This is a genomic window from Microcoleus pseudofavosus SVA1_A4, assembly GCF_036700565.1.
In the GTDB taxonomy this organism is placed as follows: Bacteria; Cyanobacteriota; Cyanobacteriia; order Cyanobacteriales; family Microcoleaceae; genus Microcoleus.
Window position 1 is genome coordinate 34,945 of the sequence record NZ_JAUBPE010000022.1, and the last position, 19,229, is coordinate 54,173.

Sequence of the window (19,229 nt, forward strand, 5' to 3'; positions counted from 1 at the left end):
GTCATTAGTCATTAGTTGTCAGTCATTAGTTTTTTAAGTTAAAATCTGTTACCTCCTAGCAAGTGACTGATAATAAATAAGTAAATTAGTGACAGATCGCCAATGACCGATGACTGATGACTGATGACGAAATTCATTCTTTTTTTTGTTCGTTATTAATTTCAACGGCTGATAGGTTGTCGAAATACTTGGCTTTATTCAAAGGATCGCGCATTAATAAGGGACAGTCTCTGTTACTGCGTGGGGTGATAGAGATATGTTCGATCGCCGGCGTCTGGCGGATAGCTTCTGATTCTTGTATTTGCGATCGTAGCACGACTGACAAATGCGCTGCCCGTTTCTGAGTACAACACAACTCTCGGAACTATCTTTCCAATCGTCGCAGCAGCCGCAAGGCCAACTTAGCAAATAATTAATCATCTGAGCACCCGGGTAGTGTTAATAACTTATTGAGCTACCATCCTATCTTAATTTTTATAAAAGTGTGTGTTCTAGTTAACAGACAATGGAGAGATTATGTTATATTACTTTAGACTTAAATCTATTCAGAGGCTGTAAAAATAAGATTGTATAGCATCGGTCTGGGTGAGTAAAAAATATCTGGAAAAGTTGTGGAATTACTGCCCAGCTTAGGGTATAATGCAGTCACAATTCAGGCAGCAGATTCGACCGGACTTGCTGATGAGAACTTTATAGGATGTGCATTGGGTGAAAAGCTCAGATCGAGAAGTTCGTAGGCGTAAGCCGGGGCGTAGGCATCGCACCGCAGAGAAAAAAGATCGATCGTCCGCACCAGTCAACCCGACTCAGCTTTCGGCTCGCGCCACAAGGGCCGCACCCTCAAGCTCTCGCCGCCTCCCAAAATCCCGACCGCACACAACTCCTCAAAATTTGTCGCGGCTGTGAGTTTCACAGTCTCAAAGCTCAAAAGTATAGCAACCGCCAATAGGTTTAGGACGTTCTTAATCGATCGAACCCTTGTTTTTCTTGTCGAATGCCTTTTGCTGCGGCTGCTGCGCCGGCATTCAGCAGAAAAGAGCCTTCAGCATAAGTGCCGAATGCTATAAAATCTCAGACAGCAGCGGAGTGCGGAAATTGCGCTCGTCGCGCCAGCAACAACCGAACTCGATCGAGTCCAAACCTTTGATAACCTATAATTTGAATGAGCTCCCGCAGGCACTTCTGCCCCGTGGCATCAAACTAATTCGCCATCCTGCTAATTTGGGATTTATTTTTTCTAACAACTAACAACTAACAACTAACAACTAATAAAGAGGGGATTGCTTAATGGCTGCAACAGATTTTAAAGACTATTACGCTATTTTGGGACTCAACAAAACCGCCAGCTCTGACGAAATTAAAAAAACTTTTCGCAAACTAGCCCGGAAATATCACCCGGACATGAACCCAGGAAACAAAGAAGCCGAAGCTCGTTTTAAAGAAGTTAATGAAGCCTACGAAGTGCTCTCAGACCCAGAAAAACGCCAAAAATACGACCAATACGGTCAATACTGGAAGCAAGCAGCAGCAACTCCCGGCGGATGGCCGGGCGGGGGCGGTACTGCGGTAGATTTTGGCGGCGTTGACTTCAGCCAGTACGGCAGTTTTGACGAATTTATCAATACCTTGCTCGGCCGCGCGGCCGGCAGCGGTGCGGGTACTGGTCGCAGCGGCCAGTGGAATTACAGCAACTACCGCACTAGCACCGGCGGGTCCAGCGGATTTGAAGATTTCGCGGGGTATGAGAACCGCAGCGCCGGAAGCTCTCGCGACACTGAGGTGACGATTTCCCTGACTCTGGGGGAAGCTTTTCGGGGCACTTCCAAGCGAGTCGCCACGGGCGAAGTTTCGATTCCTGCGGGAGTGAAAACCGGCAGCAAAATTCGGGTAAAAGGCAAAGGTCAAGTTGACCCGTACACGAAGCAGCAGGGAGATTTGTACCTAAAATTAGAAGTTTTACCTCACCCTTTCTTCCAGTTTGAGGGAGAGAATTTGGTGTGCGAAGTGCCGATAACTCCCGACGAAGCGGTGTTGGGAGCTTCAATTGAAGTGCCGGCGCCTGAAGGTACGATCGTTGTAAGATTTCCGGCCGGGATGCGATCGGGTCAGTCTTTGCGGTTGCGGGGCAAAGGATGGCCGAAACCGAAGAAAGACGAACGGACTGATTTGTTGGTAAAAATTGCGATCGTGCCGCCGAAAGAACTCACCGCCCAGGAACGAGAGTGGTACGAGAAAATCAAAGCAAATCGTACTTTTAATCCTCGCAGTAATCTCAACCAAATGCTGCTTTGAAAAAACTTGCATTTATCGGGCGCAAATAATACCATTTCTTAAATATTTTAAAGGGACACAGCATTGTTGTGTCCCTCCTGTATGCAAGCGCGATCTCATTTGAAAAAAACCCTGTTAACAAGTCAAATTTTCTTCGTCCGTAATTGGCAGTTTCCAACCTTCTCAAGACTCTTCGCTAGCTCTTAGCTGAGTAGGTTGGCTACCTTGTTTGATGTTGATGCTAATTTTTTTAGCTCCTTTGTTCTCCAGGTCTCGGATGTAGCGGTTCGAGCTGTCAGAAGCTTCCTGTCTGCTGTCATAGGGGCCAAAGTAATAGGTACGCTTTGGCGAATCTGTATCAACTTCTACCCACCACTCGCCTGGTCGAGTGCTGCTAGCAGGTTGAGCTAGCAGCCAAAAGGCCGTGAAAAACATACCCAACATAGAGATTTCAAACATATTTACCTCTGGGAAGATTTAAGTAGTTTTTACTTTTCTCAATTTATCAACGCAACAAAAGCGATCGGATCGTCCTTTGTGCTGATTTAGCCCAGGTAATTTTTGACAGTTAATGCTGCCTAAAATCAGCATTTTGGTGGAGAAGAAGCCGATTTTTAAGCTGCTGCTGCAAATACAAAGTCCGCAAGGCAAGGACTAGGACAAGAGGATGCTTAATATTATTGTTGAGGCTTGAGGTAATTGAAAACTCAAACAGAACTTACGCACTCTTGACGCTCAGAAACCAAGTTGTTAACCGATACCCCTCGCGATAGACGGAGTATATTTGTCAAAAAACCCGGTTTCTGCAGGCTGGACTATCAAAATTCTTAAGCCGCAATACCCTCGGAGAATTCACTGTCGCAAATCGTGAGTTCCGAAGGCTGACACCGTTTGATGCGGATGCTAACTCTTTTGGCTCCCTCGCTTTCCAGGTCTTCGACGTAGCCCGGAATATTGCTGGAGGCTTCTTTGTCGGTGTCGAAGGGGCCAAAATAGTAGGTACAGCGAGGCAAATCTGTGACTATTTCTACCCACCATTTCTCGCGGCTGCGTCCAGCAAACACGGACAAGACTCCGACGTAGATACAAAATAAATAAAATCCGAGCATTTTTCCTCTTTTGGGGTTATTTATTTTCTCACAGGACTTACGCCCTCGCGACTCTCATCAACCGGGTTTTTCAACTCCTGGCGATCGCCCTTTACCAGATAATTTACTTGAGCGAACCCGGTTTCTGCGTTTAGGACAATCTAAGTTTATCAAGGCAATTGGTGCGATCGAATCAACCTCAGTGCTGATTTAGAGTCGATCGAATTTTGATTTTAGATTTTATATCTGAGATTTTTCCTCCAATCTAAAATCCAAAGCAAAACCCGCCGGTGCGGGTTGTTTGCTAACTGAAAAATTCTCTTTTTCCCAACTAGATTGCTGGCTAAACCTCAGCAGGCTGAGGTTTAGCGCTTGCCTTTGGGGAACTGTTCGATACCAGCCCAACCGTAGAAAACCAGCTCGTCGTTCTGAACTCGGCAGCGGTCTACTCGCAGTTGAGTGCCCTCTAAGGCAAATTTGTCTAAGTCTAGCAAGTTATTTACGTGGGCAATTATAGCTTGACCCAAGTCTACTGCTTGCCCGTCACCGCCGTAAGTAACGCTGACAAATTGGATTTTGCGTCGGTCTTCTACTTGCAATTGAGCTGTAATATCTATGTTGACGGGTTCGCTGGCATCGCCTACGGTAATTTCGGACTGAAGCCGAATTGATTTGTCGGCTCCGAAGCTGACTTCAGTGTTTTGAAAGTGCAGAGATTGCTCTTGATACTTCAGCTTCTGGAGTTTTTCAACTACAAAAGGTGTATTGAAGGAGGTGGTTAAATCCGATCGACTTAAGACTACTCGCATATTTGCCTGGGTAGGCTGCCGCAATTTGACTTGACCTGCAAAAATCGCCCCAAAATCAATTGAGAGTGCTTGCAGGTAGAGTTCCATCACTTCTATGCGCAGGCCGTTGTACATCAACATACCTTTGCCAACGAAGTCGAAACCGTCGATGCTTCCCTGCAAGAGTTTGGCTACTGGTTCGACTCGGATGTTGGCTTCGGCCTTTTCAGAACGCTTGAATAAGGCTGCGATCGCAGCTCCTGCTACTTTACTGACAAGGCGATCGCCACTTTGACCTTGAAAGGATGTACCGCTAAACAAAGCTGCTACCATTTATTCGTTTGCTCATTTACAGTCGCCATTATAACCTCCTATTAAGAAATGTTAAAATAGCTTGTGCTTATGCACATCATAAGCAGATGTTGTTTTTTTTGTCTGTCTTCAAAACAACATTGTTGAAATTTAAAGGCTCAGGGGGGTGCCTTGGAGACAGGCGCGATCGAGCAACGCTCCATCCCAAACGGTTTGTTCGATCGCAGCGCAAAGCAAATTAGCCCCCGTCAGGTTAGCGCCGCGCAGTACGGCTCCATTCAAGATCGCTTCTTCCAAGTCAGCTCCCGACAAATCAGCGCCGGACAAATTGGCATGGCTCAAATCGGCGGAGTGCAAAATTGCCCGAGCCAAATTCGCACCGCGCAAATCGGCGCCGCGAAAATCGACACCGCTCAAATCCAAATTGCCGATCGAGGCCCCCGTCAAAAAAGCACCCCCAAAACTTGCGTCGCGGACTAAAGCGTTAGCGAAGGAAGCTCCCCGCAAATCGGCATTCCGAAAATCTGCGCCTCGCAAATCTGCGCCGCTCAAGTCAGCGCCGCGGAGGTTGGCTCGCAGTATAGCCCGCTGCAAGTTAGCGCCGGCGAGATTAGCTCCACTCAAGTTGGCTTGAGACAAGTCAGCACCGGCCAGATCGGCTCCCGCTAAGTCTTTGCCAGCTAAATCAAGGCCGGCCAACATATGAATTTTGCCTTTGCGTATGGCTTCGAGGTCATTAATCATTGGTCAGTTGTCAGTTGTTGGTTGTCAGTTGTTGGTTAACAGTCAACAGTCAACAGTCAACAGTCAACAGTCAACAGTCAACAGTCAACAGTCGAGTTATTTTACAATGCCGGAGCGGCCGCGGTCGTGCGATCGCCCAAATCCTCCAACCATACATTCGGCAGTTGGCTCGGGCGAGTCGGTAACTCCATCAAACCCATTTCTGCGAGCCTGACGACGTTGCCCAGAGTTTCCACCAAAGCCGGATCGAAGCGAATGCCGCACAATTCCCGGCACTCTTCCAAAGCTTCGCTCAAACTCAAAGCCGGACGATCGCCGCGCGGTTGAGTCAATTCTTGAAAATAAGCGACCAACCCCAAAATCCGCGAAGCAACGGGTATCGCTTCGGCTCGCAAACCCTCTGGTCTGCCGCTGCCGTCCCAATATTCGAGTTTGTACTTGACAATTTCCGCGACAGGTGCTAGTTCCGGCATTGCTTGCAGCAGTTGGGAACCGATGAAACTGCGATCGCGCCAAAATGATAAAGTTGCTTGGTCGAAAGCATCGGGAGTGCGATCGAACACCTCATTCGGGGCAGAAATTAAGCCGACTCGAAACAGCAATCCTGCCAGCCGCAGCCTCCGCAACTGCAAAGCCGGCAAATCCAGCAGTTGACCCAAAGTTTCCGACAAAGCCGCCACCTGCAAAGACGCTGTAGGATTTGAGGTATCGCGTTCGTCCACGCGCTGGGCCATCCGCAGAAAAGCTTGAAGTTTGTTAGCGTTCAAATTGCGGCTGATGCGCAAAGCTTGACCTTCCAATTCCCACAACTCGCGGGTTTGGCGGTTAATTGCTACCATTTGCTGCTGAGAACTTTGCAGGTAAGTGACGATCCGCGATACGACGCCGCTAATGTCGGCCAATGGCGGGCCTTTAGTTGCCAGGATTTCGTGGTGCATTTCCAGCAAACTGTCGGCCAGGGGAGAATTGTAATGTCGCGTCTGTTCTATAAAAATTTCTGCAGCAGCCGACACCAAAGACTGGTCAAACGACCACAAACCGTAGAACTTTCGCTCTGTATCTACTTCGGGCTTGCCCTCGGGCAAGTATTCCTGGTCTGAAAGTTCGCGGCAAAGCACCATTGCTTTGTATGTCGGGGCGAGAATGATTAAATTCCATTCTTGGATTACGGGGTCGATCGGATCGAGATTTATTAAAGATACATTTTCTAATTGACCGGTTTTGTGGGTAGCGAAACCGCTGTCGGCTACTGCACCGATGACAACGCGCCGAGAGGCATTAGCAATATCGAGGTAGCGATCGGCTTCCTGTAAATACCATTTTCCCTGCTGAAACGTCACCAAAACTAGGGGTTTTAGTTCGAGAGCGTCCCCGCCGCTGGTTTGTAAAATGTGGTCTTCTAGGGCGTGACACAGGGCTACTAGGGTGTTTTTGAAGTATACCCCGTAGCTAGAAGGCAGTTTTCCGTTGGGAAGTGTAGCTTGTAGTCTGGCGAGAGTTGATTCTGGATTCATTACAAAAGGCGGTGCCGGCTTTTATTTATTGTAGCGGGCGATCGAACTTATAGAAAGGATCGGATTGTCAAAATTAGGATTTTTTATTTTTAACCGCAGATGAACGATTCGGAACGCTGATGCGATCCAGGGCCGATCGAGTGCAATTTTGTCGGCAGTCTATATTCTTTGGCTGATTTGTTCGATCGCAGAAACCCGTCTAGAGGAAGACGTTTTGCAACTTAACTATTCTTTACTATTTTCAAAACTCTACTGGAAAATAACAGCGTGATTCAACAAGAGCGGAATTTAGGGGAACAGGCGATCGACAAAGTAGTTGAAATTGCGATTGCCAGCCAACTCGACCAATCGGAAAATTTGTCTGTCACCGTCCAAACCCAACCCATTCAGTTAGCTCAGGGCGAGGTAGATTCAGTCACCATTGAGGGTGAAGGTTTGGTGATTAAGCAAGATTTGCGCGTGACTGAATTGCAGGTAGAGGTTAAGGATATTTCTGTCAATCCCCTCAGCGCTATGTTTGGTAAAATTGAACTGAACGGGCCAGCTTTGGGGACGGCGCGTGCAGTTTTAAAAGAAAGCGATATCAACCGCGCTTTTAATTCAGAATACATCGGCGACAAGCTGCGGGAATTAAAAGTTCATCGGGACGGAAAACTGGTAACGGTTGACGTTAAATCTGTGGAGTGTAAGTTGCTGTCATCGGGGAAAATCGCTTTAGATGCTGAGGTATTGGTGCGGGAAACAGCCTCTACTGAAAAGATTTATTTTACAGCAAAACCTCAGATTGATGCTGGCGGTTGGGCAATTTCTCTTCAGGATGTCGAGTATCCCGAAAACAAGGAATTTTCGCCGGAGTTAACCGCCGCTTTGGCGGACAAAGCTGGTGAAGTTTTAAACTTGCGAAATTTTGAACTTGAGGGAATGTCGCTGCGAATTCAGCAGCTAGATGTGGAAGCTGGTTTGCTGACTTTGCAAGCTGAAGCGAAAGTCGAACAATTTCCAAGTTAGCAGCTTGTAGGGTGTGTCAGAAACAAAAAACCTCTGCAAATCCAGCAATTATTTGCACTGACGCACCCTAGCGCTATGCTTGCTAATTGCCTCCGCACTTTTTCAATACCTCTAAAGTTATAAAAAAATAGATAGCAATCCGCAGCAAAATATCACCGCCGTTAGAGGCAGGCATGAGGAGTTTATTTTTACTCTTGACAAGTAGTAGTAAAAAATCGGAAAAATTTTGTGAACACTGTAACTGCTTTTTTTAAAAGACTGCGTATCGGTCAATTTTTGACTCAATTTGTGACTGTATTTATGGCAGGTTTGCTGGTGTTTACCAGCACCGCTTGCAATGCCGGCGATGTTCGAGGTGCTCGGCCTGACAATCCTCCCGTTCAAATGGGAGGAATGAATAATCCCCACAAGGCCGGTGGTGATGGATACACGAATTATCAAATGTCTACTGACCCTAAAGTCAATCAATCGCCTGCTAAAGATCAAAAGAATCGGGCTGATTTGTCGATAATGGGCGATGGCGTCCCGCCCCGCAAGCTACGGCTTTTAGCCTCGACTACCGCTGAATCTAATTCATCAAAGCTGCTTTATCCGGGTTCTGCACCGATGGAAACTGACAAGTTCGACTCCGAACTCGGCGGAGATAAAGCTCTGTTAAACGCGCCAGACGGACAGCCCGCTAAGGCTCAACCCGTGTTCGACCGCAGCGATCCCGATGCCAATATTTTAGAAAGAGTAGGCGCCGCCTTTAAGGATGCTTCTGGTTTCCTGAAAGATAGCGCTGAAGATGCCAAGGAAAGCTCGGTTACGAAACTCAATCCGCTGCAAAAATAAGCAAGCAGAACTTGCGCGGTATCGCCGATTTGTAGGGGCTTTTTCTGAATAGCCCCTACAAAATATTCACCAGACTTACGCAAAACTTCTATATCGTTCTTGGACGCAGAATCTGTTGATGCACCTTACGCTATATGTATCGTGTAAAACTACTTTTTTTGTAATTCCTGTGTATGTACGGTGCTTGTGGCGCACCTTACCGATATTGTAGATTTTAGATTGGGGATGTGAAATTTATAGGACTTGGGCAAAAAATGGAAAAGTGAACCATTGAAATTGCGGCGATCCGGCTGGCAATGACAAACTGGCCATGACCGAGTTTTCTCATTAATGCACAAGTCCTGCTTTTGCTTCGTCTAAAGAAAGTTTGTTTTATTTACCTTTGGAGTCAGAAACATCAGCAATCAAATCATCTTTGTCAACTTTCGGAACAAAATCAGGGCGTTCTTTGGATTCCCAACCGGGGGGGCGCTTGGAGTTGTACCAGGCGATCGAGCCGATCGTAACTGCGGCAATAAAGCCAGCCACAAGAACTGCTATGGGAGTCGTCAAGCTGACACTTGATTCCGGCACGGGCTGCTGCATCAGCAGCTCAATCATTACTCGCTTGATGGGTGCAACAACAACTGCTATGGGAGTGGTCAAGCTGATATCTATCATTAGGCTAAATCCTTATCTACTCTACTTTTACATTATTTTAAGTGCTAAGGACGTTTTGTTGATATATCTGAAGGCTGAAAAAGTGACAGAATTGCGGTCATAATGTTTAGAGCTTTAAAATAGGAGAGCTGATTTTATGCCGTTGGGGACAATAGCATTGCTGTTGGCTGCTAGTTTCAGCCTGGGTGCTTTACCGCTAACGGGATGGGCGGTGCGAGTGTTTAGCTGCCGAGATTTGAGGGCGCTGGGCACGGGGAATGTTGGCGTGTCGGCAGCTTTCGTTCACGGGGGGAAATTAGCGGGAATTGCTGCGGTATTTGCGGAAATTGCCAGGGGTATTGTGCCGGTGTTGGCAGGGCGATTTTGGTTCCCGGATGCACCTGCGATCGCGATCGCCCTGTTAATTCCTCTAGTCGCGGGCAGATATGCGATCGCCCGAGGTGGAGGGGTGACAAACGCTGTTTGGGGTCTTTTGGTATTTTCGCCGCCGGTGGCTGTATCTTCGGGCATTTGGGGGCTGCTGGTGTGGGGTTTGGCACAGCGGTGGTGGGGTGAGGGCGATCGGGCTAGACTCTTTGCTTCCCGCTGCGGGTGTCTGTGCACCCCAATTTGGGTTTGGGTGTGGCGACAATCTTTGCCCGAATTTTTAGCAGCAGCAGGATTAGCTTTTTTGTTAGCAGCAATTAATTTCAGTCAGGGTGATGATATGGCTTTATCTAAATCAGAGCAATTGTTGTCTCTTGATGACTCGTTAGATGCTGCAATCTGCGGCGATAAAGCTGCTAAATTGTCTCAACTGAAACGCGCAGGTTTTAACGTACCTTCCGGTTGGATATTATCACAAGAAGCGGGCATCGGGCATCGGGCATCGGGCATCGGGCATCGAGGAAATAGTGATGAATTGTCAAGTCTTGATGCTTTAATCGAAAAGATAAAATCTAAAATTCGCGATCGCATAATTGTTCGCTCTTCTGCTGCGGGGGAAGACGGGGATCTTAGTTCAGCCGCTGGACAATATCAAACCATTGGGCCTGTTTCAACTCAAGCAGAATTGCTCGACGGCATTAATCGCTGTCGCCAGTCTTATTGGACTGCCGAAGCTGTGGCTTACCGCCGACAGCGACACTTGCCAGACACGCAAATGGCTGTATTAATTCAGCCTTATATTGACAGCCAGTTTGCGGGAGTCATGTTCAGCCGCAATCCTTTAGATGGTGGTTCGCAGATAATTATTGAAGCTTTGCCTGGAGGTGCTGAATCTGTTGTCGGCGGACAAGTTACTCCGGTTCATTTGGAAATTGATTTTAACGCGCCTGAAACTTTAGAAAAAAAATTAATCGAAGTCGAAATAAATTCCATAATTGACCAAGTAATTATAGCAGAATTAGTTCAACAAGCCCAAGCCATCGAAGCTTTTTTTCACGGAATTCCGCAGGATATTGAGTGGAGTTGGGACGGGGAAAAAGTTTGGATTTTGCAAAGCCGCCCGATTACAAATTTACAGCCGTTTTGGACGCGCACTATTGCAGCCGAAGTTATTCCCGGTGCAATTCGGCCGCTAACTTGGTCGATTAACCGGCCGCTGACTTGCGGGGTTTGGGGAGAGATTTTCAAGGTGGTTTTGGGCGACCGCGCGGCTAATTTAAATTTTAATGAAACTGCTACTTTGCTGGGTTCTCACGCCTATTTTAATGCGACTTTGTTGGGCGAAATTTTTCGGATGATGGGATTGCCGGAGCAGGGTTTGGAATTTTTGCTGAGAGGGCAAAAGATGGGCAAGCCACCTTTGGGGAAGATTTTGCCGAATTTGCCCGGTTTGTGGCGTTTGGTGCAGCGGGAAATGGCGCTCAATGCAGAATTTGAGAGCGATCGTACTGCTATTTTCCTCCCCGCACTGCAAATTTTGCAGAATTACCAATTACCAATTACCAATGCCCAATGCTCAATGCCCAATGCCCAATGCCCAATGCCCAATTATCAATATTTAACGGAATTGTTGGAGAGAGCCGAGCAAATTCAGGAGTGGCTGAAACCTATTACTTACTACAATATATTAGGGCCGATCGGGCTGGCAATTCGCAAATCAATTTTTCGCGTTTCCGATGAATGGCTGGACAATGACAGCGCTCCTGAAATCGCCTCTGTCCGAGCTTTACAGCAATTATGTCAGAAGTTGCGAAAAACTGCGATTTCGCAATTTGACGAGACTGTTTCAGTCGCACAGTTAGCACAGATACTTGCTGAGAGTCCAGCTTTACAAGCAGACTTTGAAAAGTGGCTTGATATTTACGGATATTTGAGCGAAGTGGGAACGGATATCGCTGTTCCTACTTGGCGAGAACAACCGGAATTTTACCAAAAACTGCTAATAAGTATGGCTCAAAAAGCCGAAATTAATTTAATCGAAAAGCGTAAATTAGGCTTGACTTTTGGGCAGAAGTGGCGGTTAGATAAATGTCAGGAAAGAGCGATCGTCAAAAACGAAATTAGCGAAATTTACGCGCGGTTGTTGGCTCACCTGCGCTGGACTTTTTTGGAGATTGAAGCTGGCGGATTAGCAATGGAGGTATTCGAGGAAACAGGGGATATCTTTTATTTGGAATTTGGGGAAATTCAGCAGTGGATTCGCAGCGGTGCGAGTGTTTCATTTCAGGATAAAATTAGGGAAAGGCGCGATCGCCTGTTAGCCGATCGCGATCGCCCGATTCCACCTGTAGTCTACGGCAATTTGCTGCCCAATTCTCGGAAAAGGTCGATCGTCCCAGCAACATCAGCAACTGCTATCATGCAGGGAATCCCAGCAAGTATCGGCCGTGTCGAAGGCTTTGTCAAGATTTGCCGCACCGCGAGCACGGATTTAGGAGAAAGTGCGATCGCAGTAGTTCCTTACACCGATGCAGGTTGGGCGCCGCTGCTATTAGGAGCAACAGCAATTATCGCTGAAGTTGGCGGCCAACTATCTCACGGAGCAATAATCGCTCGCGAGTACAAAATTCCCGCAGTTATGAATATTGCTGAAGCGACAACTCGCTTGCGAGACGGTCAAAAAGTCCGAGTAGACGGCTATCTCGGCACCGTAGAATTGTTGGAATAATTAGCAACAGGCAAGATGCCTGTTCCACAAAGAATTGATTTCTTGTGGAACAGGCATCTTGCCTGTTCATAAAAAGATTATTGAAAATGGTGCAACATCTCAGCAATCTCGTAAACCCGCCCCCACCCCACAAAAAAGCTTTCTACGCCTTCAAGAAATTCTGGACAACATAATTCCCCACATTTCTACCAGAACTCAAACCATCTACGTTAGCACTCATGAAATGAATGCCTCCGTAAAGGCGGCTCATCCCCGATTCGTCGGCCGCTTCGCTGAAGTTTTCAAAGGTTCGCAAACTGTTGACAGACTTATCTCCCTTGTCCGCAAAGCCGTAATCAGAACCAAATACAGAACTCATAACAGGATCTGCCGCACCGCTAAAGGTACTGTGGCCCGACGTGTACTCAGGGAACGGCGGAGTTACCAGCAGCGGAGTCCAGAGGGGGTCTGCTGTGGTGTCGGGGTTGTTGTCTTTGTCAGCTTCGCGGATAGCTGTCACCGGCCGCCAGGAGTTGTACTGGTACTTGGCATCCCAGGAGACAATAGCTGCATCGGCGAGGGCAAAATTTAGCATGGCGAACAACCGGGCGCTATCTTCTAAGGATTGACCTGTTAGGCTGGATGCTTCTTCGGCGATTTGGTTCCAGTGGCCCGGAGGCGTAAAAGTACCTGCACCGTTGGCCCAGAATTTGGCGATCGCAGTTTGGTCTGGCGTGCGCGTGAGACTGTCACTTTTGCCGATTTCTTTGACGTAGTTAACTTCCTCTGCGTACTTCGCGCTGTCAATGGCGGGCGGCCCCTGCGTGCGAAACTGAGAACCGCTAGTCATTGCAAAGGGAGTAACGCCGGGCCACTGGGGATCGAGCGCGGCGGCAAGGGCGGGGGGAGTCGGCACCCAACTGCCGGGGTCGGTTTTGGGGGTGTACGGCACTACTTTCGTGATGCCGTCTGTACTCCGCGAAGCGATAATTTGGTCGGCAACTTGCTGTCCGAGGGCGATCCCGTCTTGTTTGGCTTTGCCGTCGGTAATTTTAGCTAAAGACGATGCGTATGCTTCGTTGAATGTGGCTGCTTGGGCTGGGTAGAGGCTGACTAAGACGCGGTGGGCAGCGGCTGCTGTGGCTGCTTCTGGTGATGTGCCTGCTGGTGCATCGATGCTGACCCGATAAGGGCTGTATTTTTTGGTGATGGAGTTAACAGCATCGTAAATGGCTGCCTGAACCATTGCCATGTTGCGGGAGGCTTGGGGAGGCGCGGTGCTGGCTGTCCGCACTGCATTCAGCATGACTCCGTTCCACTCGATAACGGGGTTTCCCGATAGGTGAGTGGTGAAGTTGTCGCTGTCGATCGTGCTGCTGTTGACTCCTTGCAATACTGCTAAATACTCCCCGGTAAGTTTGTCTTGAATTACGGTGCTGTTGCTGTTGGCGCCTGTTCCTTGCTGGATGTTTAAGTCTTCAAAGGTGAGACCGTTTAGCAATCGAATTTTGTCATTGCCGTTGCCGAAATCGGTGATGTAGTCGGCAGTGTCCGCAGTTGGGCCGCCGCTGCCTTTACCAATGGCAAATATATCATCGCCTGTGCCGCCGGTCACGGTATCGCTACCTGCGCCCGCGTAGATGATATCGTTGCCGGAATCGCTACCAATTAGGTCGCTGCCTTTGCCTCCCCAGAGGATGTCATTGTCTGCGCCGCCGGTGATAGTATCGTTGCCTCGATCGCCGCAGATTTTGTCTTTGCCTGCATCGCCTTCGAGAAAGTCGTCTCCGCTGTTGGCATAAATTATGTCGTTGCCATCCAATCCGTTAAATCTGTCTGGTTGGGTGGTTCCTTCGAGATAGTCAAATTTAGGAGTTGGGGTGAGGGATGCCATGTTATTTATTGGATATTTTGATTAAATCGCAAAGGTTCGTACCGTCTGTAGATGCTTAGGTCTGTTTACCCCAGATTTAATATTATTAAACTTTCTGGTTGGGAAGTAAACACCACAACGAAGCTTTATTGCATCTTTAATATTTAATATCGTTTCCGGTTGCATCGGAATAATATATTTGGATAATGTCAGTGCGAGCGTCCCCGCTCGCGAGCCACGCCGCGAGCGGGGACGCTCGCACTACATAATTCCGATGCTACCGGATTTGATTTAACGGGCTTTTTATGAAGTTTTGCGCTCTGAAGGTGCATAAAAATATACTCATTAAAACTGCCTCAAATACTGCAACTTTGTTAAATCTTTACAAAAAAACCGTTTTTTTTAGTATTTAGAGCAAAAGTATTTTTGCCAGCATAAAAGGAGCGGATTGTGTAACGGAGTAAGTAGATATTTATTAAGCGCTTCTCAAAGCTGCGATCGGGTCGAGTTTGGCGGCTTGGCGGGCGGGGACGACGCCGAAGAAGAGACCCACTGTGCCGGACACGCTGACAGCAAGGGCGATCGCCACGGGCGAAATACCAGCTTGCAAGGGCGTGAAATTACCGACAAGCAAGATCCCGCCGACGCCGACGCAAGTACCGACTATGCCCCCGGCGGCAGATAAAATCACAGCTTCGACAATAAATTGAAATAAGATATCTTGTTGGGATGCTCCGATCGCCTTTCTAAGCCCGATTTCTTGGGTGCGCTCACTGACAGAGACGAGCATAATGTTCATAATGCCAATTCCGCCTACCAACAGGGAAATGCTGGCAACAGCAGTTAACATAAGTGTCAGAGCCCCAGAAATCGCACCCATTGTTGCCATTAAATCTTTCTGATTTCTCACAGTAAAGTCATCTTCGGTGGTAACTTTGTGCCGCAGTCTCAGCAAGTTTTCTACCTGAAATTGAGCCGCGTCCATTTGCAATTCATCTTTAATAGAAATATAGAGCGACGTGACAGCTAAACCGTAGGGAGATTTTCGCCCGACAATGCGGTTTGCCATTGTGGCGATCGGCACAGCGGCCGAGTTATCGTAATTCGTACCAAAAGATGTGCCTTTCGGTGCCAATACTCCAATTACTTTGAGGCTGACATTTTGGATACGTATCTGTTCGCCCAAAGGATTTGTATTGCCAAAAAGTTTCTCCGCTAATTCTGAACCGAGAACCACAACTTGGTTACTTTGCTTAACATCTAGTTCGGTCAAAAACCGCCCTTTTGCCATTTCAAAGCTTCTAACTTCTAGAAATTCTGGAATCGTGCCAAAAATTAGAGCCGAAACATTTTTGTTGCTGTAGCGAACTATTTCGGAACTGTTAAGTTCGGCCGACACGCCTTGAACGGAGGGGACTTGAGTTGCGATCGCCTTCGCATCTTCTACTATAAGTGTTTGAGGCGCATTTCCGATCGCACTTCGCCTCGCGTTGGGTACTCCAGGCCTCACGATCAATACATTTGTACCCAGGGATTGAACTTGTCCTGCTACAAATTTTTGAGCACCTTCTCCAATTCCAATCATCGCAATTACTGAGGCGTTGCCGACAATCATACCAATCATCGTTAAACTGCTGCGAGTTTTGTTGGCTAGTAGCGTTTGACCGGCCATTTTGACGCTTTCAATAAAATTCATAATTTGGGAATTGGGAATTGGGAATTGAGCATGGAAATTGGTAATTTTTAATTGAACAAACAAATAACCAATGACTAATGACTAATGACTTTTTAAGCACTTCTCAATGCCACAATCGGGTCTAATTTAGCAGCTTGTTTTGCGGGTACAATGCCGAAAAATAAGCCGATGCTGCCGGAAACACCGACTGCAAGTGCGATCGCCACTGGGGAAACGCTAGCTTGCAGGGGAGTAAAAGCAGCTACTAAAAGCACGCCCCCGATACCGAATCCAGTGCCGATCGCCCCGCCTGCTGCTGACAAAATCACAGACTCAATCATAAACTGAATCAGGATATCCTGTGGAGATGCTCCGATCGCCTTTCTCAGCCCAATTTCCTTCGTACGTTCGGTAACAGAAACCAGCATGATATTCATAATCCCGATGCCGCCGACAAACAGCGAAATCGCCGCCACAAAAGCCAACATCAACGTCAAAGCACCAGTAATACTGCCCAAAGTATTCATTAAATCTTTCTGGTTGCGGACAGTAAAATCATCCTCTTTAGTAATTTTATGACGCAATCTGAGCAAATTTTCTATTTGAAATTGCGCAGCTTGCATCATAGTTTCATCTTTGATTGCAACCGAAATAAATGTTACTTTTGTACCGTAGGGAGACGATCTACCTACGATCCGATTTGCCATTGTTGTCAGCGGTAAATAAACGTTCATATCTTGATTGTCGCCAAAACTTGAGCCTTTCGCCTGCATGACCCCAATCACTTGAAAAGTCGAGTTTTTGATGCGAATGTATTGACCAACTGGCTGTGTAGTGCCAAACAATTGTTCTGCCGCTTCTGAACCTAAAGCAACTACATTTTCTTGTCTTTCTAAATCTAATTTGCTTAAAAATCGACCTTGACCAACATCAAAGCTTCTGACTGTCAGAAATTCTGGGGTAGTTCCGACAATGGAAGATGAGACATTTTTGTTGCGGAATGTAACGAGTTGGCTGTCGTTGAGAGTAGGTGCGACTTCTTGGACAGAAGCAACTTGAGATGCGATCGCCTCTGCATCTTCCACTACTAAAGTCTGGGGAGGAATCACCGGGCGACTTTGCGCTTCAGGACTTCCGGGAATAATAAATAACAAGTTTGAACCCAGAGAGTTAACTTGTCCCTCAATAAATGTTTGAGCTCCTTCCCCGATACCGATCATCGAAATGACCGAAGCATTGCCGATGATAATTCCTAACATCGTCAAGCTGCTGCGAAGCTTGTTTGCCATCAAAGTTGTGACGGCCATTTTGACGCTTTCAACAATATCCATAATTCGATTTTAGATTTTAGATTTTAGATTTTAGATTGGCAGTTGACTGTTGACAGTTGACTGTTAACTGTTGACTGACTACTAACAACTGCCAACTGACTACTGCCAACTGCCAACTATCAACTATCAACTATCAACTGCCAACTGCCAACTGCCAACTGCCAACTATCAACTGACTATTTCTGATTCTTGATAATATCCTCCAGCTTTTTACCTTGAGGAAGTTCGGTAAAAACGCGATCGCCCGCCTTCGCACCCTCCAAAATCTGAATTTTGTTGCCAATAGTCGAGCCAACCGTAACAGGTTTAAACTTCGGCTGCTGTTTCTCATCGGGAACCAGCACGCCTGTTTGACCTTTATTAGTCACAATTGCCACCGTCGGCACAACTAAAGCATTGCTCAGCTTTTGACCGACAAATCTCAAATCTACATTCATCCCCGATTGCAGCGACTCTTTGCCCGTGTCGATCGCAACTCGCACTTGAAATAGCGTCACATCTCGTTCCTTAACAGCTTCCGGCGCAATTAACTTAACTTTGCCTTTAAACACTTTATCTGGATAAGCATCGGCGACTATTTCAACTTCTTGACCCGGTTTAATCTGACTGATATCAGCCTCCGGGACTTTCGCTAAAACTTCCACATCTCTTGCGAGAGCCACAATCGATGTCGAAGTTGCCGAAGTAGCTTCAGAGGCCGAAGTTGCCGGAGTTACAAAAGCTCCTTGGATGGCGTATCTTTGGGTAATAATTCCAGCAAAAGGAGCGCGAACTTTAGTATCTTCTAACTGCACTTCTTGATAGCGGACTTGAGCTTCTGCTTCGGCTAATTCAGCTTTTGCTTGAGCTATTTCTTCCGGGCGAGAGCCGTTTTCTTGTGCGGCTAATTGGCTTTTTGCTTCAGCAACTGCGGCTTGGGCTTTGGCGATTTCTTCTGGACGGTTGCCGTTTTCTAGTTGCGCTAATTTGCTTTTAGCTTCGGCAACTTCTGCCTCACCTTTGGCAATTTCTTCCGATCGCGTCCCGTTTTGCAATTGGTTTAATGCTTGGCGCTCGACTTCAACGGCAGCTTGCAGTTGCTGAATTTGCGACAGCCGATTTTCTTGCAGTTGTTGCAGGCGTCTTTGGGATTCTGTTAATTTAGCTTGGGCTGTACGATTTTCTTTAATTAATTCATCCAGTTTATCTTTAGCCAGAGCACCTTCTTCCACTAGCGGTCGATTGCGTTCTACCCGCTGAGCTGTTAGTTCGGCTTGGGCTTTACTCGATTCAATTTGCGTTTGTGCTTGGGCAATTTCTTGTTTGACACTACCGGTTTGAGCGTCTGCTAAACGAGCCTGAGCTTGCGCTAATCGTGCGCGCCCTTGGCTGACTTCTTCCACGCGGCTGCCGGCTCGCAGTTGCTGCAAGCCAGCTTGAGTTTGCTGCAACCGGGATCTGGCTCCTGCGACTTCTTCGGAGCGACTTCCGGCTTGGAGTTGCGCGAGACTTGCCTGGGCTTGATCTAAGCGCGCTCGGGCGCTGGCGATGTCTTCCGATCGATTCCCTGCTTCAATTTTGGCGAGTTTGGCTGTAGCGCTAGCTTCGCGGGCTTTAGCTTGAGCTAGTTGAGCTTCTACATCGCGGCTTTCCATGCGGGCAACGATTTGTCCTGCTATGACTTTATCGCCCTGTTCGACAAACAATTCTGCTATGCGCCCGGAGCCTTTGGGGCTGAGATTCACGCGCTGTACGGGCTGCACCGTGCCGCTGGACGTGATCCGCACCGTGAGGTTTTGCGCTTCCACCGGCACTGTCATAGTGGCGATCGCATCTACTTTCGGTTGCGATTTACTATTTACTACATATATGGCGGTCGGTACAGCTAGCAACCCGGCTGCAACCAGCCCGATCGCCCACCGCTTCGGCTGCCGCGCGGGTTTCTTGGGGGACTGCTTTTGGGGGGTTTTGGTATCTGCAATTTTGGTGTCTGCGGTCTTGGTGTCTGCAGTCTGAGTATCTTCCACCTTGACCTGAGCAGTTTCCTTTTTGGGGCTAACGATCATACCGACTCACCTA

The 19,229-nt window shown here is 47.6% G+C and carries 16 protein-coding genes; 5 read left to right on the plus strand and 11 right to left on the minus strand.

Annotated features, from left to right (window positions below):
- Positions 1-133 precede the first annotated feature (133 nt).
- Entirely contained in the window at positions 134-325 is a 192-nt protein-coding gene (locus QUA02_RS11860) for a hypothetical protein (protein ID WP_333027845.1), read from the minus strand.
- Between the two features lie 662 nt (positions 326-987).
- Between QUA02_RS11860 and QUA02_RS11865 the strand changes: the two genes are divergently transcribed.
- Together QUA02_RS11865 and QUA02_RS11870 are read left to right on the plus strand one after the other, a co-directional pair.
- On the plus strand, positions 988-1,248 hold the full coding sequence (locus QUA02_RS11865; protein WP_333027848.1) for a hypothetical protein: 261 nt from the start codon (positions 988-990) through the stop codon (positions 1,246-1,248).
- Positions 1,249-1,287: 39 nt separating this feature from the next.
- The gene (locus tag QUA02_RS11870; RefSeq protein ID WP_333027851.1) at positions 1,288-2,292 is read left to right on the plus strand and encodes a DnaJ C-terminal domain-containing protein; all 1,005 of its coding nucleotides are present in this window, start codon (positions 1,288-1,290) and stop codon (positions 2,290-2,292) included.
- A gap of 162 nt (positions 2,293-2,454) precedes the next feature.
- On the opposite strand, the gene QUA02_RS11875 is transcribed toward QUA02_RS11870, so the two are convergent.
- From QUA02_RS11875 to QUA02_RS11895, 5 genes are all read right to left on the minus strand, one after another.
- Positions 2,455-2,730: a DUF1816 domain-containing protein gene (locus QUA02_RS11875; protein WP_333027853.1), complete on the minus strand. Its 276-nt coding sequence runs from the start codon at positions 2,728-2,730 to the stop codon at positions 2,455-2,457.
- Positions 2,731-3,098: 368 nt separating this feature from the next.
- The gene (locus QUA02_RS11880) at positions 3,099-3,380 is read right to left on the minus strand and encodes a DUF1816 domain-containing protein (protein ID WP_333027856.1); all 282 of its coding nucleotides are present in this window, start codon (positions 3,378-3,380) and stop codon (positions 3,099-3,101) included.
- A gap of 344 nt (positions 3,381-3,724) precedes the next feature.
- Positions 3,725-4,480, minus strand: a complete 756-nt coding sequence (locus QUA02_RS11885) for an LmeA family phospholipid-binding protein (RefSeq protein ID WP_332981492.1) — start codon at positions 4,478-4,480, stop codon at positions 3,725-3,727.
- Positions 4,481-4,609: 129 nt separating this feature from the next.
- A complete protein-coding gene (locus QUA02_RS11890) occupies positions 4,610-5,203 on the minus strand; it encodes a pentapeptide repeat-containing protein (protein WP_333027858.1) in 594 nt (197 codons plus the stop codon).
- Between the two features lie 101 nt (positions 5,204-5,304).
- Positions 5,305-6,717, minus strand: a complete 1,413-nt coding sequence (locus tag QUA02_RS11895) for an HD domain-containing phosphohydrolase (protein WP_333027860.1) — start codon at positions 6,715-6,717, stop codon at positions 5,305-5,307.
- 267 nt (positions 6,718-6,984) lie between these two features.
- Between QUA02_RS11895 and QUA02_RS11900 the strand changes: the two genes are divergently transcribed.
- Together QUA02_RS11900 and QUA02_RS11905 are read left to right on the plus strand one after the other, a co-directional pair.
- The gene (locus QUA02_RS11900) at positions 6,985-7,725 is read left to right on the plus strand and encodes an LmeA family phospholipid-binding protein (protein ID WP_333027863.1); all 741 of its coding nucleotides are present in this window, start codon (positions 6,985-6,987) and stop codon (positions 7,723-7,725) included.
- 228 nt (positions 7,726-7,953) lie between these two features.
- A complete protein-coding gene (locus QUA02_RS11905) occupies positions 7,954-8,559 on the plus strand; it encodes a DUF6658 family protein (RefSeq protein WP_333027866.1) in 606 nt (201 codons plus the stop codon).
- A 372-nt stretch (positions 8,560-8,931) separates the two neighbouring features.
- On the opposite strand, the gene psb35 is transcribed toward QUA02_RS11905, so the two are convergent.
- On the minus strand, positions 8,932-9,144 hold the full coding sequence (gene psb35 / locus QUA02_RS11910) for a photosystem II assembly protein Psb35 (protein WP_333027935.1): 213 nt from the start codon (positions 9,142-9,144) through the stop codon (positions 8,932-8,934).
- 211 nt (positions 9,145-9,355) lie between these two features.
- Between psb35 and QUA02_RS11915 the strand changes: the two genes are divergently transcribed.
- On the plus strand, positions 9,356-12,313 hold the full coding sequence (locus QUA02_RS11915) for a glycerol-3-phosphate acyltransferase (protein WP_333027867.1): 2,958 nt from the start codon (positions 9,356-9,358) through the stop codon (positions 12,311-12,313).
- A 142-nt stretch (positions 12,314-12,455) separates the two neighbouring features.
- Here the strand turns inward: QUA02_RS11915 and QUA02_RS11920 are convergent, their stop codons facing one another.
- The 4 genes from QUA02_RS11920 to QUA02_RS11935 form a co-directional block, all read right to left on the minus strand.
- Positions 12,456-14,186 carry a chemotaxis protein CheB gene (locus QUA02_RS11920; RefSeq protein WP_333027870.1) on the minus strand — a complete coding sequence of 577 codons (1,731 nt, stop codon included), beginning with the start codon at positions 14,184-14,186 and terminating at the stop codon, positions 12,456-12,458.
- A 454-nt stretch (positions 14,187-14,640) separates the two neighbouring features.
- Positions 14,641-15,861, minus strand: a complete 1,221-nt coding sequence (locus tag QUA02_RS11925) for an ABC transporter permease (protein ID WP_333027873.1) — start codon at positions 15,859-15,861, stop codon at positions 14,641-14,643.
- Between the two features lie 92 nt (positions 15,862-15,953).
- Positions 15,954-17,171 (minus strand): ABC transporter permease, encoded by a 1,218-nt coding sequence (locus QUA02_RS11930; RefSeq protein ID WP_333027876.1) that lies wholly within the window; start codon positions 17,169-17,171, stop codon positions 15,954-15,956.
- 176 nt (positions 17,172-17,347) lie between these two features.
- Positions 17,348-19,216, minus strand: a complete 1,869-nt coding sequence (locus QUA02_RS11935; protein ID WP_333027878.1) for an efflux RND transporter periplasmic adaptor subunit — start codon at positions 19,214-19,216, stop codon at positions 17,348-17,350.
- Positions 19,217-19,229 lie beyond the last annotated feature (13 nt).

Coding starts and splice junctions, on each gene's coding strand:
- QUA02_RS11870 (WP_333027851.1), top strand. CDS start 1,288: ATGGCTGCAACAGATTTTAAAGACTATTACGCTATTTTGGGACTCAAC.
- QUA02_RS11875 (WP_333027853.1), bottom strand. CDS start 2,730: ATGTTTGAAATCTCTATGTTGGGTATGTTTTTCACGGCCTTTTGGCTG.
- QUA02_RS11880 (WP_333027856.1), bottom strand. CDS start 3,380: ATGCTCGGATTTTATTTATTTTGTATCTACGTCGGAGTCTTGTCCGTG.
- QUA02_RS11885 (WP_332981492.1), bottom strand. CDS start 4,480: ATGGTAGCAGCTTTGTTTAGCGGTACATCCTTTCAAGGTCAAAGTGGC.
- QUA02_RS11890 (WP_333027858.1), bottom strand. CDS start 5,203: ATGATTAATGACCTCGAAGCCATACGCAAAGGCAAAATTCATATGTTG.
- QUA02_RS11895 (WP_333027860.1), bottom strand. CDS start 6,717: ATGAATCCAGAATCAACTCTCGCCAGACTACAAGCTACACTTCCCAAC.
- psb35 (WP_333027935.1), bottom strand. CDS start 9,144: ATGCAGCAGCCCGTGCCGGAATCAAGTGTCAGCTTGACGACTCCCATA.
- QUA02_RS11915 (WP_333027867.1), top strand. CDS start 9,356: ATGCCGTTGGGGACAATAGCATTGCTGTTGGCTGCTAGTTTCAGCCTG.
- QUA02_RS11920 (WP_333027870.1), bottom strand. CDS start 14,186: ATGGCATCCCTCACCCCAACTCCTAAATTTGACTATCTCGAAGGAACC.
- QUA02_RS11925 (WP_333027873.1), bottom strand. CDS start 15,861: ATGAATTTTATTGAAAGCGTCAAAATGGCCGGTCAAACGCTACTAGCC.
- QUA02_RS11930 (WP_333027876.1), bottom strand. CDS start 17,171: ATGGATATTGTTGAAAGCGTCAAAATGGCCGTCACAACTTTGATGGCA.
- QUA02_RS11935 (WP_333027878.1), bottom strand. CDS start 19,216: ATGATCGTTAGCCCCAAAAAGGAAACTGCTCAGGTCAAGGTGGAAGAT.